Genomic DNA, 15,396 nt, shown 5'->3' with positions numbered 1-15,396 from the left:
CACAGATGGTTCATTCTTCGAAGAAGGCAAGCGTAAACGCGCAGGTCAGATTTCTCCCAAGTTCGAAGAATGAACCATCTATTGAAAAGGATGTAGCAAGAGAAGATGACGTCATGGGAAAGGAATACATCGATGAAGAAGAGATGTACATCCTTGAGACAGTTAAAACTTTTAGCCCAATGGAAGCATTTTTAATAGAACAGCGAATAAATGCGGCTCTTCTGGGCTAAAGATTTTAACTAGCTGGCAAATATGCTGTCTATCAGTTCGACACATAATAAAAAGTAGCAGTATGAGGCAGTTTTCCACGTTTGCAGGCAAAAATTTTGCAAATGCTTCAGGGTGCGGTTTTACACGATACGTATCTCAAGGCGCTGCTTTTACCGTTAGGTAGCTGTTAGTGCATGATATGAAATAGACAGGGCTTTTGATGACCTATAAAGAAGAAAAGCAGCTGGCGGGAACTTCTTCCCTACCAACTGCTTTGTTGTGACGCATACTAGGCCAAGTAGAACCGCACTCAGCTGTTACTTATTACGCTTACGCAGAATAATTGCCGCAGCAACGATTACTATGCCAGCTACCGCAACGCCGCCCACGGGCAGGAGCAGGTCGCTTGTCTGAGGTAGAACCTTGCGAACAGCTTTCTTCGTCACTTTCTTGGTGATCTTTTTGCCATTATCTGGTTTGCTAGGCTTGTTGGGCTTATTGGGCTTATCAGGTTTGTCTGGATTATCAGGCTTAGTAGAATTCGCCTTAACCTCCACCGTAAAGCGAATGCTGATGTCATCAGCAGGAGCCGTTGCGTCCTTACCGTCTGCCCACTGCTCACCGTCCCAATGGAATCTAAAGGCTTTGGTTGTGCCACCTTCAGAAGTAGCCGTCGCCTGCATATCGCCTGCAACTGTACCCACTACCGTGAGACGTGTACCGTTCTTGGCGTCAGCATTAACCTTTACGCCAGGAATAATGACCTTCATCCAGCCGTCAGCATCCCCTGCCTGCTGGACAGCTTTCTGCAAGTCAGCATAAGTACTGATGTTGGTGGTATCAAGTTTCATCGTAACAGTAACGGTCTTGCCGTCAGAGCTCACCTTGGTATTGGTAATAGAAAAATAAGGGCCGAAGTCCTTGGCGGTAGCCTTAACCGTACTGGGTAAAGTCAAACCATCCGGAATAGTGAACGTAGCCGTAAAGGTGCAGTTAGGCACATCAACTGCAAGTTTGGAGTAATCCGTTACATTCGGATAGAGCTTCTCGATATTGCTCATCTGCTCTTGAATGCTCTGCTTGTTGAGCCAACCAGCATAATCAAGCGTGGCGCTAGGCTTGGTGGGATATACCACCTCATGCTCGGTCTCGTCACCAATACGAATGTCGCCGGGAAGATCCTGCGTAACCGTAGCGGGAGTCTCAAGCGTAGCTTGGATGACCTTATCATCGGTAGCAACACTATCTTTACCGTCTGCCCATTGCTCAGCCTTCCAGGTAAAAAGGAAACGACGATTCTTGCCAGAGTTTTGCGAAGTAGCAGTTGCGTCAAAGTTGCCTTCAACCGTACCGGTAACAGTCAGTTGCTTGCCCTCACCAGCGCTAGATTTAACCTTGACGCTCGGAACTACAACCTTCATCCAACCGTTTGGATCGCCCGCAGAGTCAACAGCATTCTCCAACTGGTCATAAGTTGCAATTTCATCAGCCAAGTCCATCTTGACAACAACGGTGTTGCCTTCGACCTTTGCGTCAACGATCTTGAAGCCACCGAAGTTCTCAAGCTTTAAATCGTCCTTAGTAAGTTCAGGGAGCTTCATCTCGTTAGGAACCGTAAACTTCGCCACAAAACCAAAGTTACGAATATCTACATCAATCTTGTTGTGCTCAACATTGGGGTACTGAGTTTCAATACCCACCATTTGATCCTTGATTGCCTTGACATTCAAGGCGCCTGTCACATCAACTTTCTGACCAGGAAGTACGCCATAAGTAGAACTATTGGTTGTGTTTTTATTAATCAGAATGTCGCCAGGAAGCGTGGCATTGGCAGGAAGCACTGCGGCAACGGTGTAGCTAATAGTGCCATTAGCTGCCGGCTTTGCATCATTGACGGTCGTACCCTGACCAGCCTCGTCGTTACCTTCCGTTGCCTGCTTTGCATTCCAACCAAATACAAACTTCTTGGTTGTAGTGTTATGAGTAGCATAAGAAGAGAAGTTGCCCATGACCTTGCCATCCATATGGAAGAGCTTGCCATCTTCAGTAACTTTATTACCATCCAGTGTGAAACCATCAATCGTGATTTTAATTTTGGCAGGAGTAACCTGAGAATCAATAGCCCGACGCATCTGCTTGAGAATGCCAGTCTGTGTGTCATCTTTGCCTACTGAGGCGACTGCATCCTGCAGCTCTTTGTAGGTACTAATACCACCCTTCAGATTAAACTTCACGGTAATAGTATTACCAACCTGCGTAACATCACCCAAAGTAAAGCAGTCACCCAAACCGGTTGCAATAATCTTGGGGTTGTCAGTGACCTTTACACCGTCGGGCATGGTAAAGGTTGCAGTGAAGTTGGACTTAAGTTGGTCGAGCATAATCTTGTCAGGCTCATTTGCTGCATCAGGAAAGAGCGCTTCCGTTTTCTTCATCTGCTCTTGAATGGGTTGCGCGTCAATCTGCCCCGTAATAGAGAAGGTTTCTTTATCAGGACGAATGTGTTGCAGCTTTGAACTCGTCTCCTCGCTGATAGACCACATATCACCATCAAGAGTCAAGTCCTGCTTAATTTCCTGAACTGCAGGGTCGGTCTTCCACTTGAGGTAGTAGGTAACATCCTTGGTAAGCGTGGGATTATAACCAGGAGTCGAGAAAACCCACAGCGACGTATCGTCAAATCGACGATCTTCGCCCTTGCCCGATGCACTTTCATTCCAATAGGCATTATCGGCAAGTACCTCATGGGCTTTCTTGGCCTTTGTATCAGGTTTTATCTTGTTGTAGTCAAACGACCCGAGGATGTCATGTAAGGTCTGACCGTACTCAGCGGTCTGCTTTATAACGGCAACATCTCCGCCATCTGCATCCTGCTTTATCTCAAAAACGTCAGGATTCTTCTTGAATACTGAATCATCAGAGAATTTTCCGCCATTGGCAGAAAAAGACACTGTGTATTTTTGAGCATTCCACTGTGCATACAAATCAATCTGCGTCATGCCTTCTTTGAAGCCCAGTTCGCTACCAGCGGCAACTTCCTCGCCGCCGTTTTCAGCAGTCGACCAGCTAATGAAGTCCTTGCCATCGCGTGCAAACTTCTTATTACCCTTAACTACCTCATCATATGAGAGTGCCTGTGCACTTGTTGCAGAACTATCCAGAGTTTGGATATAGCTCTCACCATCACCGTTGTGGTAAATGACCGTCTTTGCATCCCACTTTGCATAGACCTCAAGGTTGGTCGAAACCTTATCACCGTACTTAAATGCATGCTCGGTGCCAGCGGAATCCTTATAGTACCAGCCGAGGAATTGGATGCCATTCTTATCGGTCGGGGTTCCAGGATTCGTATTGCCAGTTACTGCGTCGGGCTCGTATCCACGGATAGTAGAAATTTTCTTATCAGCAGTAGTGTCATCAGCAAACGTTGCATCCGCATTATTAAGCTTAAAGGTGACCTTAGCTTCGGGTACCCACACATGTTTTTGACCATCACTAGAAGCATTGGCTACTTGGTAGGTATATGTCTCACCATTTTTATTAAGAGGGGAAAGCGTATTGATACTGGGATCGGTTAGCGTGAACAGCATGAGCTTTTCATTGCCGTTGTCAGTACCGTTATTAGGTATCGTGCTTCCTGAACTGCTGTTGTAATTTGGTTCGTATTTGACTTTATGCGAACCGCCCACAACAACATAATTTGTCTCGGTTTGCCCGGCACCTGTATCACCATTGGATTTGGCAGGTGACTCTACACGAGAGTTCTCATCAAACTCAATATATCCATTTTGCTGTGCACCAAAAAGAGCACCGCTTTGTTTTCCGTTGCCCTCGAGGGTAGAGTCTTTAAAGTACACTTCACCAGTGTTGACATTCAAACCACCAACACCGTTGTTAGTAAATTTAATTGTTGAGTTCTCAACCAGTAATTTAGTACCGGTTCCACCAACAGAAAATCCAGCTGTACTTCCCGCATTAATGTTAACGGTTGAATTAGAGATTGTGCCGGATGCCTGGATTGTCAAACCAGTTCCGCCATAACTTGTAGTGTTATTAGCAGTAAGCTCCGAATTGTTCATCGTGAGCTTATTGACATAAAAACTCATACCAAAGCCATTGTAGGTGAAGGATGAATTGATAAGAGTGAGATCCTTACCATCAGACCAAGTCCTCTTTTGAGAGGTAACGTTAATCGTGCAGTTCTCAAAATGAGTAGCCCCAGTAAAAAAGTTGGTGTTGTCTTTATCGTTTGCTGTAATCTTCAGCTTATCTTTGCCAGAGCTTCCTTTAATGGTGCCTTCAAGGCTAATTCCATTACTACTACCCTGAGCATTGTTTTTAAAGTTATACGTACCATCAGTAATGAGAGAATTCTTTTGAGCAGTTAGAGCTTTGGCAAATCCTGTCATGGTAAGCACACCATTACTACCCTTGAGAGTAGCGCCACTTGCAAGGGTAATGCCGTTATTCCCCTTGCCAGTAATATTAGTATCGCCATAGATATCGAGCGTCACGCCTGCAGGAATGGTAACTGACGTGTCAAGGATAAAGCTACCCTTAAGATGAATGGTATTACCCGACTTTGCTTTTGCAACAGCTGTTGGAAGATTTTTCAGAGGAGTTGCTGCAGAGCCATCGGCATCATCACTGCCGCCATCAGCGTCTACATACAAGTCACCATCCGCTGCAGGGGCGCGGGCAGGCTCAGGGGTGGCAGCCTTGTCGGTAGGCTCCGCAGAGTCAGCGGCTACGGGGGCAGCGTTCTGCTTATCTGAGGAAGCCGCATCTTGATCACCTGCGGCGTCCTTAGGTTCCGTTTCGGCAGCAGCGTCATTGGTAGACTCTACGGTTGCCGCATTGTCTGTGGGCTGCGAGACAGTAGCTACTTCCCCGTCATCCTCAGGGACGCGTGCCAATGCTGGTGCAGGCACCAATGACGTGCAAAGTAGCAAGCTCATAAAGAGCGTTGTCGCTCGACAAAGTAAAGAGGTTTTGCTTTTGTGTACGTTTCTAAACATGTTTCACGCCTCTCTTTGTACCGATGTCTCGATACCTTTTGCCCAAGCTCTTTCTACGAGCTTAATGTGCATAGCTAGAAATATTTTGCCATCCAACACGCCTACATACAAGAACGATTTCACAAGAATCACCTCGGTAAATACGGTTCGACACTTTGCAACTCTATCAATAGTTGAACTTAAGTTTATGAGGTGAGGAAGATGTAGGTCACATTTCTCTCGTTTTCCAAATTATTTGCTTTGCAAAAAGTCAACCCTCGTTGCAACCTGAGGTTGCAACGCTCCCCGTCTAGCTGCAGTTTCTTAAATACGAACAGGTAGATTGATATGCACTATTTCTGTTGCAAGCTGAGGTTGCAACGAAGTAAGATAAAGCTTACTTAATGTATATGCCTGTACATCCCGGAAACATATATTTCCCCAATAGGCTCACGTACGGTTAAAATGTTCCCTTGAAATTACAGAGACATTTCATTCAATTTGATAAAACGACAGCTCCAGAACCTTCAGCAAACGCTCAAGCAGAACAAAACTACTCAATCGCTCAATCTATGCCATAAAAGAATAGATCAGGCCTGCAAAGGGTCAGGCCTCTACACATCGCTTTTTGCTGCGCGTATTACACAACAAAAAACCCGACCCCTGCGAGAGGAGTCGGGTCATATCAAACAAATTCCCCGCTTGCCGGGCGCACAAAACCACTGGCAGCACAAGAAAAGCTTAGAGCTCAGCTCCGGACTTCTTGGCGTAGCGAACCTTCTTGCCATCCTCAGTGAAGCGATAGCCCACACGGGTCGGCTTGTCGGTCTCGGGGTCAATCAAAGCAACGTTGCTAACATCGATAGGCATGGGCTTCTCAATGATGCCACCCTGCTGATTGAGCTGGTTGGGCTTGGTGTGACGCTTGGCAACAGCAACGCCCTCAACAACGACCTTGCCCTCTGCAGGCATGGCGCGCAGGACTTCGCCGCGAGTGCCCTTGTCCTTGCCGGACAGGACCTCGACCGTATCACCCTTGCGGATGTTCATCTTAGGCATGTCTTGTCCGCCTCCTTACAGCGTCTCGGGTGCGAGCGAGACGATCTTCATGTAGTGCTTCTCGCGCAGCTCACGAGCAACAGGCCCAAAGATACGTGTGCCCTTAGGCTCGCCTTCCTTATCGACAACAACGCAAGCGTTCTGGTCGAAACGGATGTAGCTGCCATCTTTACGACGGGTCTCTTTGACCGTACGCACAACTACGCAGCGTACAACGTCGCCCTTCTTGATTGCACCATTGGGCGTCGCCTCCTGGACGGCGCACATGATGACGTCACCAATGCCTGCGTAACGGCGCTTGGAGCCGCCCAGGACCTTGATGCACTTGACACGCCTAGCGCCACTGTTGTCAGCGACGGTAAGCATGGACTCCATCTGAATCATTGCATTCCTCCGTACTTGCCTCCCTGCAAGCAACGCCTGCAGGGTTGACACGTGACCTTACGTTACTTGGCGCGCTCCACGATCTCCACTACGCGCCAGCGCTTGGTCCTGGACAGCGGACGGGTCTCCATGACGCGGACGGTGTCGCCAAGGCCACACTCGTTTTTCTCATCATGGCAATGGAGCTTCTTGCTAATGGTCATCATCTTGCCGTACTTGGGGTGGTGCTTACGGTAGGTGATCTGAACTGCGATGGTCTTGTCACCAGAGATCGAGACAACCTCACCGGTGCGAAGCTTTCGCGCGTTCCTGATTTCGGTATCTGCCATATCTTTCTCCGGTCTAGTTCTTGGCAGCGGCGTCCGCTGCGATCTGACGTGCACGCATCTCGGTCTGAACGCGAGCAATATCGCGCTTGACAAGCGTTACGCGAGCCGTATTGTCCAGCTGGCTAGTAGCCATCTGGAAGCGGAGATTAAAAAGCTCCGCGCGACCCTCGTCCAGCTTCTGAGCCAGCTCAGCATCAGAGAGCGCCTGAATATCCTTGTACTTCATAATGGCTACTCCTCCTCGCCAAAGTCGGCGCGGGACACGATCTTAGTCTTGATAGGCAGCTTGTGCTGTGCAAGACGCAGAGCCTCGCGAGCAATCTCCTCGCTCACGCCACCAATCTCGAACATAATACGACCGGGCTTAACAACAGCGACCCAGTCCTCAGGGTTACCCTTACCCTTACCCATACGAGTCTCAGCGGGCTTCTTGGTGATGGGCTTGTCGGGGAAGATGGTAATCCAGACCTTACCGCCACGCTTCATGTAACGGGTCATAGCGATACGAGCAGCCTCGATCTGACGGTTGGTAATCCAATCGCGCTCAAGAGCCTGAAGACCAAAATCGCCAAAATAGACCTTAGTATTGCCTTTTGCCTGGCCCTTCATAGAACCACGCTGAACCTTGCGGTGACGAATACGCTTAGGCGCCAGCATTAGCGACCCCTCCTCTCATTACGACCGCGGCGAGGACGGCTAGAACCCTCGAGCTCGGGAGTTGGGATAGGCTGGCCAGCAAGACGCTCACCCTTGTAAATCCAGACCTTAATGCCGCAGGCACCCATGGTGGTACGGGCAGTTGCCTGACCAAAACCAATGGTTGCACGAAGGGTATGCAGGGGCACGCGACCCTCGCGGTACCACTCACGGCGACCCATCTCGGCGCCATTCAGACGGCCAGAGCACTGAATACGAATGCCCTGTGCGCCAGATTTGCGAGCGGACTGAACAGCCTTGCGCATTGCACGACGGAAGGCGATACGACCCTCAAGCTGATCGGCAATGGACTGAGCAACAAGCTGTGCGTCAAGCTCGGGGCGACGAACCTCGATAACATCAACGTTAACGTTGCCCTTGCCAACCTTGGCAATGTCCTCAAGCTGGGTGCGCAGAGTGTCAATCTCAGCGCCCTTCTTGCCAATAACGATGCCAGGACGGCCAGTAAAGATGGTGACCTTTACCTTCTCACCAGCACGCTCAATTTCGACGCGGGAGAGAGCTGCACGTGCAAGTTTCTTCTCGAGGAACTTGCGGATAGCGAGGTCATTGCCAAGCTTGCTGGCGTAGTCCTTATCGGCGTACCAGCGGGAGTGCCACTGCTCGGTGATGCCGAGGCGGAAGCCGGTCGGCTGAACCTTCTGACCCATTTCCTACGCCTCCTTCCGAGGTGCGACGGTGACAGTGATATGGCTCGTGCGCTTGTTGATACGAGAAGCGCTGCCCTTTGCACGGGGACGAATTCGCTTAAGCGTGGGGCCCTCGTCAACGTAGGCATACTTGACGTAGAGATTGTTGGCACGCAGGCCATTGTTGTTCTCAGCATTGGCAATCGCAGAGCGCAGGGTCTTTGCGACAGGTTCTGCGGCAGCACGAGAGGTGAAGGCGAGCTGCTCGAGCGCGCGATCGACCTGCTTGCCACGAATCTGGTCGACGACCATGCGGACCTTGCGGGGTGCCATGCGGACGTACTTTGCGGTCGCGGAAATCTCGACCACGATGGTATCAGTGTTTGCCATGTGTCTCCCCTGCCCTTCTATTTGGCCTTGTGACCACGGAAGGTGCGAGTCGGGCTAAACTCGCCCAGCTTGTGACCAACCATGGACTCGGTGACGTAGACGGGCACGTGCTTGCGACCATCGTGAACAGCGATCGTGTGACCAACCATCTCGGGGAAGATGGTGCTGGAACGCGACCAAGTCTTGATGACGTCTTTCTTGCCGGACTCGTTCATTGCCGCCACACGAGCGAGGAGGCGAGTCTCTACGAACGGGCCCTTCTTGAGGCTTCTGCTCATTTTGAAAACTCCTACTCTGCACTACTTGGAACGACGACGACGAATGATGAGGCGGTTGCTTGCCTTCTTCGGATCGCGCGTCTTTGCGCCCTTGGATGGCTTGCCCCAAGGCGAGACGGAAGGACGACCAGAGGTGTGGTTTTTGCCCTCGCCACCGCCGTGTGGGTGGTCAACAGGGTTCATGACCGTACCACGAACTGTCGGACGGACGCCTGCCCAGCGAGAGCGGCCAGCCTTACCGACAACGATGTTGCTATGCTCTGCATTGCCAACGATGCCGATGGTGGCACGGCAGGTAAGCAGAACACGACGCAGCTCGGAGGAGGGCATGCGCAGGACGGCATAACCATTGTCCTTGCCCATGAGCTGGACGGAAGTGCCTGCAGAACGAGCGATTGCTGCACCCTTACCAGGCTGGAACTCCACGGCGTGCACAAAGGTGCCGACGGGGATCTCGGACAGCGGCATAGCGTTGCCCGGCTTGATGTCGATATCCTTGGTACCAGAGATGACCTTGTCGCCTACCGAGAGGCCCTCGGGTGCGAGGATGTAGGTCTTGGCGCCATCGACATAGTGAAGCAGTGCAATACGAGCAGAGCGGTTGGGATCGTACTCGATGGTAGCGACCTTGGCCGGTACATCATCCTTGCAGCGCTTGAAATCAATACGACGATACTTGCGCTTGTTGCCGCCACCCTGGTGACGGGTGGTGATGCGACCATTGTTGTTACGACCTGCCTTCTTGGGCAGGGGCTCCAAGAGCGACTTTTCGGGGGTGTCGGTGGTGATCTCGGCAAAGTCCGAAATCGTCTGCCAACGCCTACCGGCGCTCGTGGGCTTGAGGTGCCTTACAGCCATTCCCAATTCCCTTCTTCTCCGTTGGCCATCCACCTCGGGATGGAGCCCGATAGCGGCTCCGGTGAATGACACCGGACATTCTTGCTGCAAACTTGTGTCTACAGCCTTACCACGGTGCCGCGCGTATCTATCCTTGACGGCACAATAACCCACACGCAAAAGTGCGCTGCGTGTGGGTGTGGGCACTACTCCTCAGCAGCAGCCTGCTGGTTTGCGAAGACCTCAATCTGCTCGCCAGCGGCGAGGGTGACGATAGCCTTCTTCCAGGTACGGGTAGAACCAACCTGGTAGCGAACACGCTTGTTCTTGGACTTGACCCAAGCAGTGTTGACCTTGGTGACATGAACACCGAAGAGCTGCTCAACAGCCTCCGCGATCTCCTCCTTGGGAGCGGTACGAGCCACCTCAAAGGTGTACTTACCCTGCTCCATCTTATCGAACGAACGCTCGGTTACGACCGGGCGAATGATGACATCATAGGCGGACTTCATTATGCAAGCACCTCCCCAAAGTACTTAGCGGAGTCCTCGCTCATGACGAGGGCTGCGTTATCGATGAGGTTGCGCACATTTGCCTCCGAGTTGGCAACAATGGAGACGCCAGGGAGGTTGCGGAATGCAAGGTAGGTATCGACATCGTCGTCATCGACAACGATGGTGACGCGCTTGCCCTCGAGGTTTAGAGCCTTGAGCATAGCAGCGGCATTTTTGGTCTTAGGCTCAAGAGCGAGCTTGTCAACCACAATGAGCTCGCCGTCAGCCAGCTTGCCAGAAAGCACGGAACGCATAGCAAGCTTGACCTCCTTGGAGTTGACGCGCAGCTCGTGGAGGTGGGGCGTAGGCCCAAAGATGATGCCGCCGTGGCGGAACTGACCAGCGCGAATGGTGCCCTGACGTGCGCGGCCGGTACCCTTCTGACGGAAAGGCTTGACGCCGCCACCAGAAACTTCGTGGCGATTCTTAGTGGAATGAGTGCCCTGACGCAGGCATGCCTCGTAGGCGACGACCGCGCGGTGCACCACCGGGATGTTCGGCTCAATGCCGAAGACGTCAGAAGAGAGCTCGACCTCGCCAGCCGCTGCGCCTTCGACGTTGATCATCTGAATATTGGACATGTGGTACTCCTTAGGCCATGCGGACCTGGACGATGGCGTTCTTGCCGCCGGGAACAGCACCCTTGATGAGCATCAGGTTTTGCTCGGCATCAATGCGGACAAGCTTGAGGTTCTTGACCGTAACGCGCTCGTCACCCATGTGACCAGCCATGTGCAGACCCTTGCGAACACGAGCGGGATACGCACACTGACCAATAGAACCCGGACGACGCTGGTTGCGCGAACCGTGAGTCATGGGGCCACGACCAAAGTTCCAGCGCTTAATGGTACCCTGGAATCCTTTACCCTTAGAGGTGCCGATAACGTCTACTGCCTTGACCTCTGCAAAGTCTGCAACGGTAACCTTGTCACCAGTGGTGTGTTCTTCACCTTCGGCAACACGAACCTCGCGCAGGTAGCGCATAGGCTCGACACCAGCTGCGGTGAAGTGACCAGCAAGCGGCTTGTTGACGTGCTTTGCGCTGATGTCACCGAAGCCAATCTGAACGGCGTCATAGCCGTCATTTGCCTTCGTCTTTACCTGCGACACCACGCAGGGCCCGGCCTGAACAACGGTAACGGGAACAACGTTGTCGTTGTCATCCCAAACCTGTGTCATACCGAGCTTGCGGCCAATAATAGTGTTGACCATGCTCTTTCCTTACCCTCGGTGGTCATGGGACCTCGGAGACTTAAGCTCCTGGGACCGCCACATCGCAGGCCCTTCCTGCGCTGCCGTATCCTCCCCAGCGGACCACATCCTGTGTGGAACTGCTTCACTAGGTATCTGCCTTCAACTGCACTTATTCGGTCAGCACACCAAACGAGTCATACTCGAGACAGCAATCCCCTAGATTCACAGCCTTGTTAGTGTACACTGTGCCGGGCGTCTCCACAATCTCTACGTGTGATTTTTTTGTATCCCCGCGATCTTAGCAGCACCTTGCACCACTGCTATAGCCAGTGACATCAAATGTAGTTTTGGTTATAGGTCTTTTCACCTCTCAGGCTATCGATACCATAGTCCCTCTTTAAACAACTACAGTGTGACACGCCCCTGAATCGGCACACCATGCCCAAACGCACCTTCCATACTAACTGTTGTCGCAGCAAACGATGCTCCCACATCCATTGCCTGTTTCAGCCGGCGCATCATATTGGCATGGGTGCCAAAAACAATTTGACCTTCACACGAGTTGGCAAGCATTGTACAAAGAAACGCCGTAAAATATGAATCGCCTGCGCCCATGGTATCGAGCACACAATCGGAATGTACAGCATCGACAAAAAGGAGCTCGTTATCATATAGTACGTAGGAACCCTTCTCTCCAACTGTTCCTAATACTATAGAAATACCTGACTTCTGTGCTTTTCTCATCTCTCGCTCGCGGTCCTTATCACTTAAGTGAGCACATGACAGGATAGCTACGGTAATGTATTGTCCAACTTCGCGCAGATAATCATCTGTCCAACGTGTTGAAAAATCATAAGCAATAGGGACAGCGGTAGACATAAGAAGCGGAAGATCAGCCTCGATATAGCTATTAAGGTTGGTATAAATCAAATCAAACTTGCTAATATAAATTAGATCATCCTCTGTGAAGTCAAACGGATGCTCCCTAGCAATACCACCTTTATTTGAACCTAAGAAAACGCGATCGTTATCTTTAAGTGTAACCAGCGCAAAGCCGTTTTCGCCTTTGAAATGGCGACTCCTGCTGCTATCGATTCCAAGATCAGATAGTGTGCTCTCGACAATCTCAGCAACATTGTCACTACCAAATTTCCCTAAGTACGCTGATTCGGTGTTATTCATTCGAGCATATACGCACGTATTAACGCACTGCCCTCCCGGATACATCTTGCCTCGTGACAAATACTTGTCACACACATTATCGCCTATTGCAATGATCTTGTAGGGATTCATCCTCTAGACCTCTCGCGACAAAGGCCTCTATTATAGCCTAGTACTCAACTTTCCACATATAACGACGCACCGACAAGGGATGTTGGCGCAGCTCAGCAAGTTCATGGTTATAGATTGGATACACATTGTTGAACAAAGAATGATTGAAGTAATCGACAACTGACGCATCGATAATTGAAAGACCGAGCTCTTTTGCATCTAGAACTTCGATCTTCTTACCATACTTCCGAAGGAAATTGAGAGCACGCTCATCAAGAGCACGGGTTGAGCCCTCATTGATCTGCACCATAAAGACTCGATTGTTATCTGTAATCTCAAAGGGACCGTGAAAATACTCGCCTGTATGGATGCTAGAGGAATCAAGCCATTGCATTTCCATGAAAATGCAGATGCTCTCCATATAGGCAGCACCATATGCGGCACCGCTACCCATAGTATAGATAACTGATTCGTCTCGATAAGACTTGGCAAAGGCTTTTGCACGCTGGACAACATTGACGCGAGCGTTTCTAATGATACTGTCAATCATTGAAAGACCTTGGCAGTATTCATCGTAATGAGCGTAGTCTTCAGTTTGTTTTACCAACTCGACTGCAATGGTAAGGGCACAGAGTGTCTTCTCGCCAGAATAATCAATATCACCAGCAAGATGGTCGGGGCTTCCATCAAAGGCATAGCGCACAATATAATCACCAAAGGGTACAATCTCAGACTCTTCAAGCCAAGTGAGTACAATAACCGCAGCACCCTTTTCCCTGCCAAGCTTCGCCGCCGCGATGGTCTCGGGTGTATTTCCTTTATGACAAGCGAGTAGAATGACCGAGTTTATCCCAAAATCCTTCGGAATACTGTGATTAAACTCATTACTACTAATCCAGGCACTACGAAGACCTGTGCTTTCCTGCTCAATAAACGTCTTCGCAGGATAGAGAGCACCAAGTGAACCACCGCAGCCAACAAAATAGATATTTTTAATGCCACCCTTGTCTTTCTTATCCACAAGGATCGCTTCAACGATTGTAGCAATCTGATCGGGTTTGTATTGCATGGTACTCCCCTTCTCCAATTCTGTGCTGGTACTACCTGACACGTAATAAGCTATTTGAAGTATTTTGTATTATATTACAATAATACTATTAAATACATTTAGATTTATATATTGTCTAGACATCGATCATCTATCTCCACACATTTGAAAGTCACCCCATAAAGGAGATCCTGTTTACAGCAGCTCGACCGAAACACTGAAGTGCTATAAATTTTCTTCCATATTCGCAGCTACAGCTTATAACCATCTAAAGATACGGTTTAAATGTTTGGATAACTTGTGTTGCTCTGTCGCGACCGCGCTCCATACACGTATCAATGCTTTCACCGAGGCTTATACCAAAAATGAACGCAGCAATGTAGGAATCGCCAGCACCAACTGTGTTGACAACCTGCACCTTCGTTGCCTCCACCTTATGGAATATCGCGCCATCATACGCAAGACTGCCATACTCCCCCAACATTGCCACCGCACACTTCGGACCTTGCGCCTGAGTGCGCACAAGGTAATCTCGAATATAACTATCATCTCTCTCATACGAGCAGAATGTGTAATCGAGATAGGGAAGGATATCACTGTTGCTTTTCTGTTCAAGGCGAAATGAAAAGTCATACACCCACTTCTGATTAGGCATTTTGATATCAGCAACAAAGCGTTCAATCTTTGCCCAACGTTCTGCATATACAATGTCGAAGCCCTTTATAAACTCAAAGTCATCAGCTGAAAACTCAATGTCTTCCATTACATTGCCTGAGAAGTGCAGATGTTTTCGATCGTTACCTACGAGATCCATAGTTGCCATGCCGGTTGGCTTATCAATATGTGCAATAACTCGCAAAGGCAAGCCCATCTCCGCAAGTCTAGTTTCCATAGCTAACGCAAAAGGGTCGTTGCCAAGAACAGTCATTTCAGTCACATCGCCACCGAGTTGATGATAGTTGATCGCAAAATCAATACTATTACCCGTAAGATAGTAACGATCGAGTTTGTAGTACACATCAATACAATTATCTGCCAGTGCAAGAGTCCTGAGTGTCATTGCTATTCCCCCATCACATAAACTAGGTAGTGACGGTCCTTGATCCCATCATATTCTGCAAAGTAAATATCTGCGGCATGTCCCAGCACGGGTTCTCCTTCAATGACGGGCAGCACACAGTGGTTGCCTGTGAGAAGCGACTTAATATGACCTGGAGCATTTCCGCCAATTGTGCCGTAGCTTGAAAGGTAATGATCGTGGCTATAGGAGTAGTCTGCTGGAGCAATACCATCGAGTATGTCCATAATATCGTTCTCCACACAGGGCAACCCCTCATTAATCGTGATGCCCGTTGTGGTATGCTCGGTAATTACAAAGGCAACCCCATTAGTAATTCCTGACTCAACCACGCACTTCCGCACCGCATTACTGATTTGTATAAACTCAAATTCTCTTGTGGCACGAATACTTACTTCACGTAGTACATACTTCATCGCA

18 protein-coding genes are annotated in these 15,396 nt (G+C 49.8%); 1 reads left to right on the top strand and 17 read right to left on the bottom strand.

Annotated elements, in window-relative coordinates:
• Positions 1 to 5: 5 nt before the first annotated feature.
• Positions 6 to 230, top strand: coding sequence for a hypothetical protein (locus ACO5JD_RS06495; RefSeq protein ID WP_484988559.1), 225 nt, complete (start codon positions 6 to 8; stop codon positions 228 to 230).
• Between the two features lie 297 nt (positions 231 to 527).
• Here the strand turns inward: ACO5JD_RS06495 and ACO5JD_RS06490 are convergent, their stop codons facing one another.
• The 17 genes from ACO5JD_RS06490 to ACO5JD_RS06410 form a co-directional block, all read right to left on the bottom strand.
• Positions 528 to 5,168 (bottom strand): InlB B-repeat-containing protein, encoded by a 4,641-nt coding sequence (locus tag ACO5JD_RS06490; RefSeq protein WP_484988557.1) that lies wholly within the window; start codon positions 5,166 to 5,168, stop codon positions 528 to 530.
• A gap of 780 nt (positions 5,169 to 5,948) precedes the next feature.
• A complete protein-coding gene (gene rplX, locus ACO5JD_RS06485) occupies positions 5,949 to 6,266 on the bottom strand; it encodes a 50S ribosomal protein L24 (protein WP_021626884.1) in 318 nt (105 codons plus the stop codon).
• A 15-nt stretch (positions 6,267 to 6,281) separates the two neighbouring features.
• On the bottom strand, positions 6,282 to 6,650 hold the full coding sequence (rplN, locus tag ACO5JD_RS06480) for a 50S ribosomal protein L14 (protein WP_021734479.1): 369 nt from the start codon (positions 6,648 to 6,650) through the stop codon (positions 6,282 to 6,284).
• A 62-nt stretch (positions 6,651 to 6,712) separates the two neighbouring features.
• A complete protein-coding gene (gene rpsQ, locus ACO5JD_RS06475; RefSeq protein WP_484988555.1) occupies positions 6,713 to 6,979 on the bottom strand; it encodes a 30S ribosomal protein S17 in 267 nt (88 codons plus the stop codon).
• Positions 6,980 to 6,992: 13 nt separating this feature from the next.
• Positions 6,993 to 7,205 (bottom strand): 50S ribosomal protein L29, encoded by a 213-nt coding sequence (gene rpmC / locus ACO5JD_RS06470; protein ID WP_021626887.1) that lies wholly within the window; start codon positions 7,203 to 7,205, stop codon positions 6,993 to 6,995.
• Positions 7,206 to 7,210: 5 nt separating this feature from the next.
• Positions 7,211 to 7,636 carry a 50S ribosomal protein L16 gene (gene rplP, locus ACO5JD_RS06465; protein WP_484988553.1) on the bottom strand — a complete coding sequence of 142 codons (426 nt, stop codon included), beginning with the start codon at positions 7,634 to 7,636 and terminating at the stop codon, positions 7,211 to 7,213.
• Positions 7,636 to 8,346 (bottom strand): 30S ribosomal protein S3, encoded by a 711-nt coding sequence (gene rpsC, locus ACO5JD_RS06460; RefSeq protein WP_484988551.1) that lies wholly within the window; start codon positions 8,344 to 8,346, stop codon positions 7,636 to 7,638. Before rpsC ends, rplP begins: the two co-directional genes overlap by 1 nt.
• Positions 8,347 to 8,349: 3 nt before the next feature.
• Positions 8,350 to 8,715 carry a 50S ribosomal protein L22 gene (gene rplV / locus ACO5JD_RS06455; protein ID WP_484988549.1) on the bottom strand — a complete coding sequence of 122 codons (366 nt, stop codon included), beginning with the start codon at positions 8,713 to 8,715 and terminating at the stop codon, positions 8,350 to 8,352.
• Between the two features lie 17 nt (positions 8,716 to 8,732).
• Positions 8,733 to 8,993, bottom strand: a complete 261-nt coding sequence (gene rpsS / locus ACO5JD_RS06450) for a 30S ribosomal protein S19 (protein WP_021626891.1) — start codon at positions 8,991 to 8,993, stop codon at positions 8,733 to 8,735.
• 21 nt (positions 8,994 to 9,014) lie between these two features.
• The gene (gene rplB / locus ACO5JD_RS06445) at positions 9,015 to 9,851 is read right to left on the bottom strand and encodes a 50S ribosomal protein L2 (protein ID WP_484988547.1); all 837 of its coding nucleotides are present in this window, start codon (positions 9,849 to 9,851) and stop codon (positions 9,015 to 9,017) included.
• A 185-nt stretch (positions 9,852 to 10,036) separates the two neighbouring features.
• Positions 10,037 to 10,342, bottom strand: a complete 306-nt coding sequence (gene rplW / locus ACO5JD_RS06440; protein ID WP_021626893.1) for a 50S ribosomal protein L23 — start codon at positions 10,340 to 10,342, stop codon at positions 10,037 to 10,039.
• Positions 10,342 to 10,965 (bottom strand): 50S ribosomal protein L4, encoded by a 624-nt coding sequence (rplD, locus tag ACO5JD_RS06435; protein WP_484988545.1) that lies wholly within the window; start codon positions 10,963 to 10,965, stop codon positions 10,342 to 10,344. The genes rplW and rplD overlap by 1 nt, the downstream gene beginning before the upstream one ends.
• Positions 10,966 to 10,975: 10 nt before the next feature.
• Positions 10,976 to 11,596 carry a 50S ribosomal protein L3 gene (rplC, locus tag ACO5JD_RS06430; RefSeq protein WP_484988543.1) on the bottom strand — a complete coding sequence of 207 codons (621 nt, stop codon included), beginning with the start codon at positions 11,594 to 11,596 and terminating at the stop codon, positions 10,976 to 10,978.
• A gap of 387 nt (positions 11,597 to 11,983) precedes the next feature.
• Positions 11,984 to 12,871, bottom strand: a complete 888-nt coding sequence (locus ACO5JD_RS06425) for a fructoselysine 6-kinase (protein ID WP_484988541.1) — start codon at positions 12,869 to 12,871, stop codon at positions 11,984 to 11,986.
• A 37-nt stretch (positions 12,872 to 12,908) separates the two neighbouring features.
• Positions 12,909 to 13,919: a hypothetical protein gene (locus ACO5JD_RS06420; protein ID WP_484988539.1), complete on the bottom strand. Its 1,011-nt coding sequence runs from the start codon at positions 13,917 to 13,919 to the stop codon at positions 12,909 to 12,911.
• Positions 13,920 to 14,166: 247 nt separating this feature from the next.
• Positions 14,167 to 14,958: a PfkB family carbohydrate kinase gene (locus tag ACO5JD_RS06415; protein WP_484988537.1), complete on the bottom strand. Its 792-nt coding sequence runs from the start codon at positions 14,956 to 14,958 to the stop codon at positions 14,167 to 14,169.
• A gap of 2 nt (positions 14,959 to 14,960) precedes the next feature.
• Complete coding sequence (locus ACO5JD_RS06410; protein WP_484988535.1) at positions 14,961 to 15,392, bottom strand: secondary thiamine-phosphate synthase enzyme YjbQ; 432 nt, start codon at positions 15,390 to 15,392, stop codon at positions 14,961 to 14,963.
• Between the last annotated feature and the right edge of the window lie 4 nt (positions 15,393 to 15,396).

The organism is Olegusella sp. (genome assembly GCF_057238325.1).
The sequence above is the reverse complement of the archived record's forward strand: the minus strand, read 5'-3'. Positions and strand labels throughout refer to the sequence as shown.

Coding starts and splice junctions, on each gene's coding strand:
- ACO5JD_RS06495 (WP_484988559.1), top strand. CDS start 6: ATGGTTCATTCTTCGAAGAAGGCAAGCGTAAACGCGCAGGTCAGATTT.
- ACO5JD_RS06490 (WP_484988557.1), bottom strand. CDS start 5,168: ATGAGCTTGCTACTTTGCACGTCATTGGTGCCTGCACCAGCATTGGCA.
- rplX (WP_021626884.1), bottom strand. CDS start 6,266: ATGCCTAAGATGAACATCCGCAAGGGTGATACGGTCGAGGTCCTGTCC.
- rplN (WP_021734479.1), bottom strand. CDS start 6,650: ATGATTCAGATGGAGTCCATGCTTACCGTCGCTGACAACAGTGGCGCT.
- rpsQ (WP_484988555.1), bottom strand. CDS start 6,979: ATGGCAGATACCGAAATCAGGAACGCGCGAAAGCTTCGCACCGGTGAG.
- rpmC (WP_021626887.1), bottom strand. CDS start 7,205: ATGAAGTACAAGGATATTCAGGCGCTCTCTGATGCTGAGCTGGCTCAG.
- rplP (WP_484988553.1), bottom strand. CDS start 7,636: ATGCTGGCGCCTAAGCGTATTCGTCACCGCAAGGTTCAGCGTGGTTCT.
- rpsC (WP_484988551.1), bottom strand. CDS start 8,346: ATGGGTCAGAAGGTTCAGCCGACCGGCTTCCGCCTCGGCATCACCGAG.
- rplV (WP_484988549.1), bottom strand. CDS start 8,715: ATGGCAAACACTGATACCATCGTGGTCGAGATTTCCGCGACCGCAAAG.
- rpsS (WP_021626891.1), bottom strand. CDS start 8,993: ATGAGCAGAAGCCTCAAGAAGGGCCCGTTCGTAGAGACTCGCCTCCTC.
- rplB (WP_484988547.1), bottom strand. CDS start 9,851: ATGGCTGTAAGGCACCTCAAGCCCACGAGCGCCGGTAGGCGTTGGCAG.
- rplW (WP_021626893.1), bottom strand. CDS start 10,342: ATGAAGTCCGCCTATGATGTCATCATTCGCCCGGTCGTAACCGAGCGT.
- rplD (WP_484988545.1), bottom strand. CDS start 10,965: ATGTCCAATATTCAGATGATCAACGTCGAAGGCGCAGCGGCTGGCGAG.
- rplC (WP_484988543.1), bottom strand. CDS start 11,596: ATGGTCAACACTATTATTGGCCGCAAGCTCGGTATGACACAGGTTTGG.
- ACO5JD_RS06425 (WP_484988541.1), bottom strand. CDS start 12,871: ATGAATCCCTACAAGATCATTGCAATAGGCGATAATGTGTGTGACAAG.
- ACO5JD_RS06420 (WP_484988539.1), bottom strand. CDS start 13,919: ATGCAATACAAACCCGATCAGATTGCTACAATCGTTGAAGCGATCCTT.
- ACO5JD_RS06415 (WP_484988537.1), bottom strand. CDS start 14,958: ATGACACTCAGGACTCTTGCACTGGCAGATAATTGTATTGATGTGTAC.
- ACO5JD_RS06410 (WP_484988535.1), bottom strand. CDS start 15,392: ATGAAGTATGTACTACGTGAAGTAAGTATTCGTGCCACAAGAGAATTT.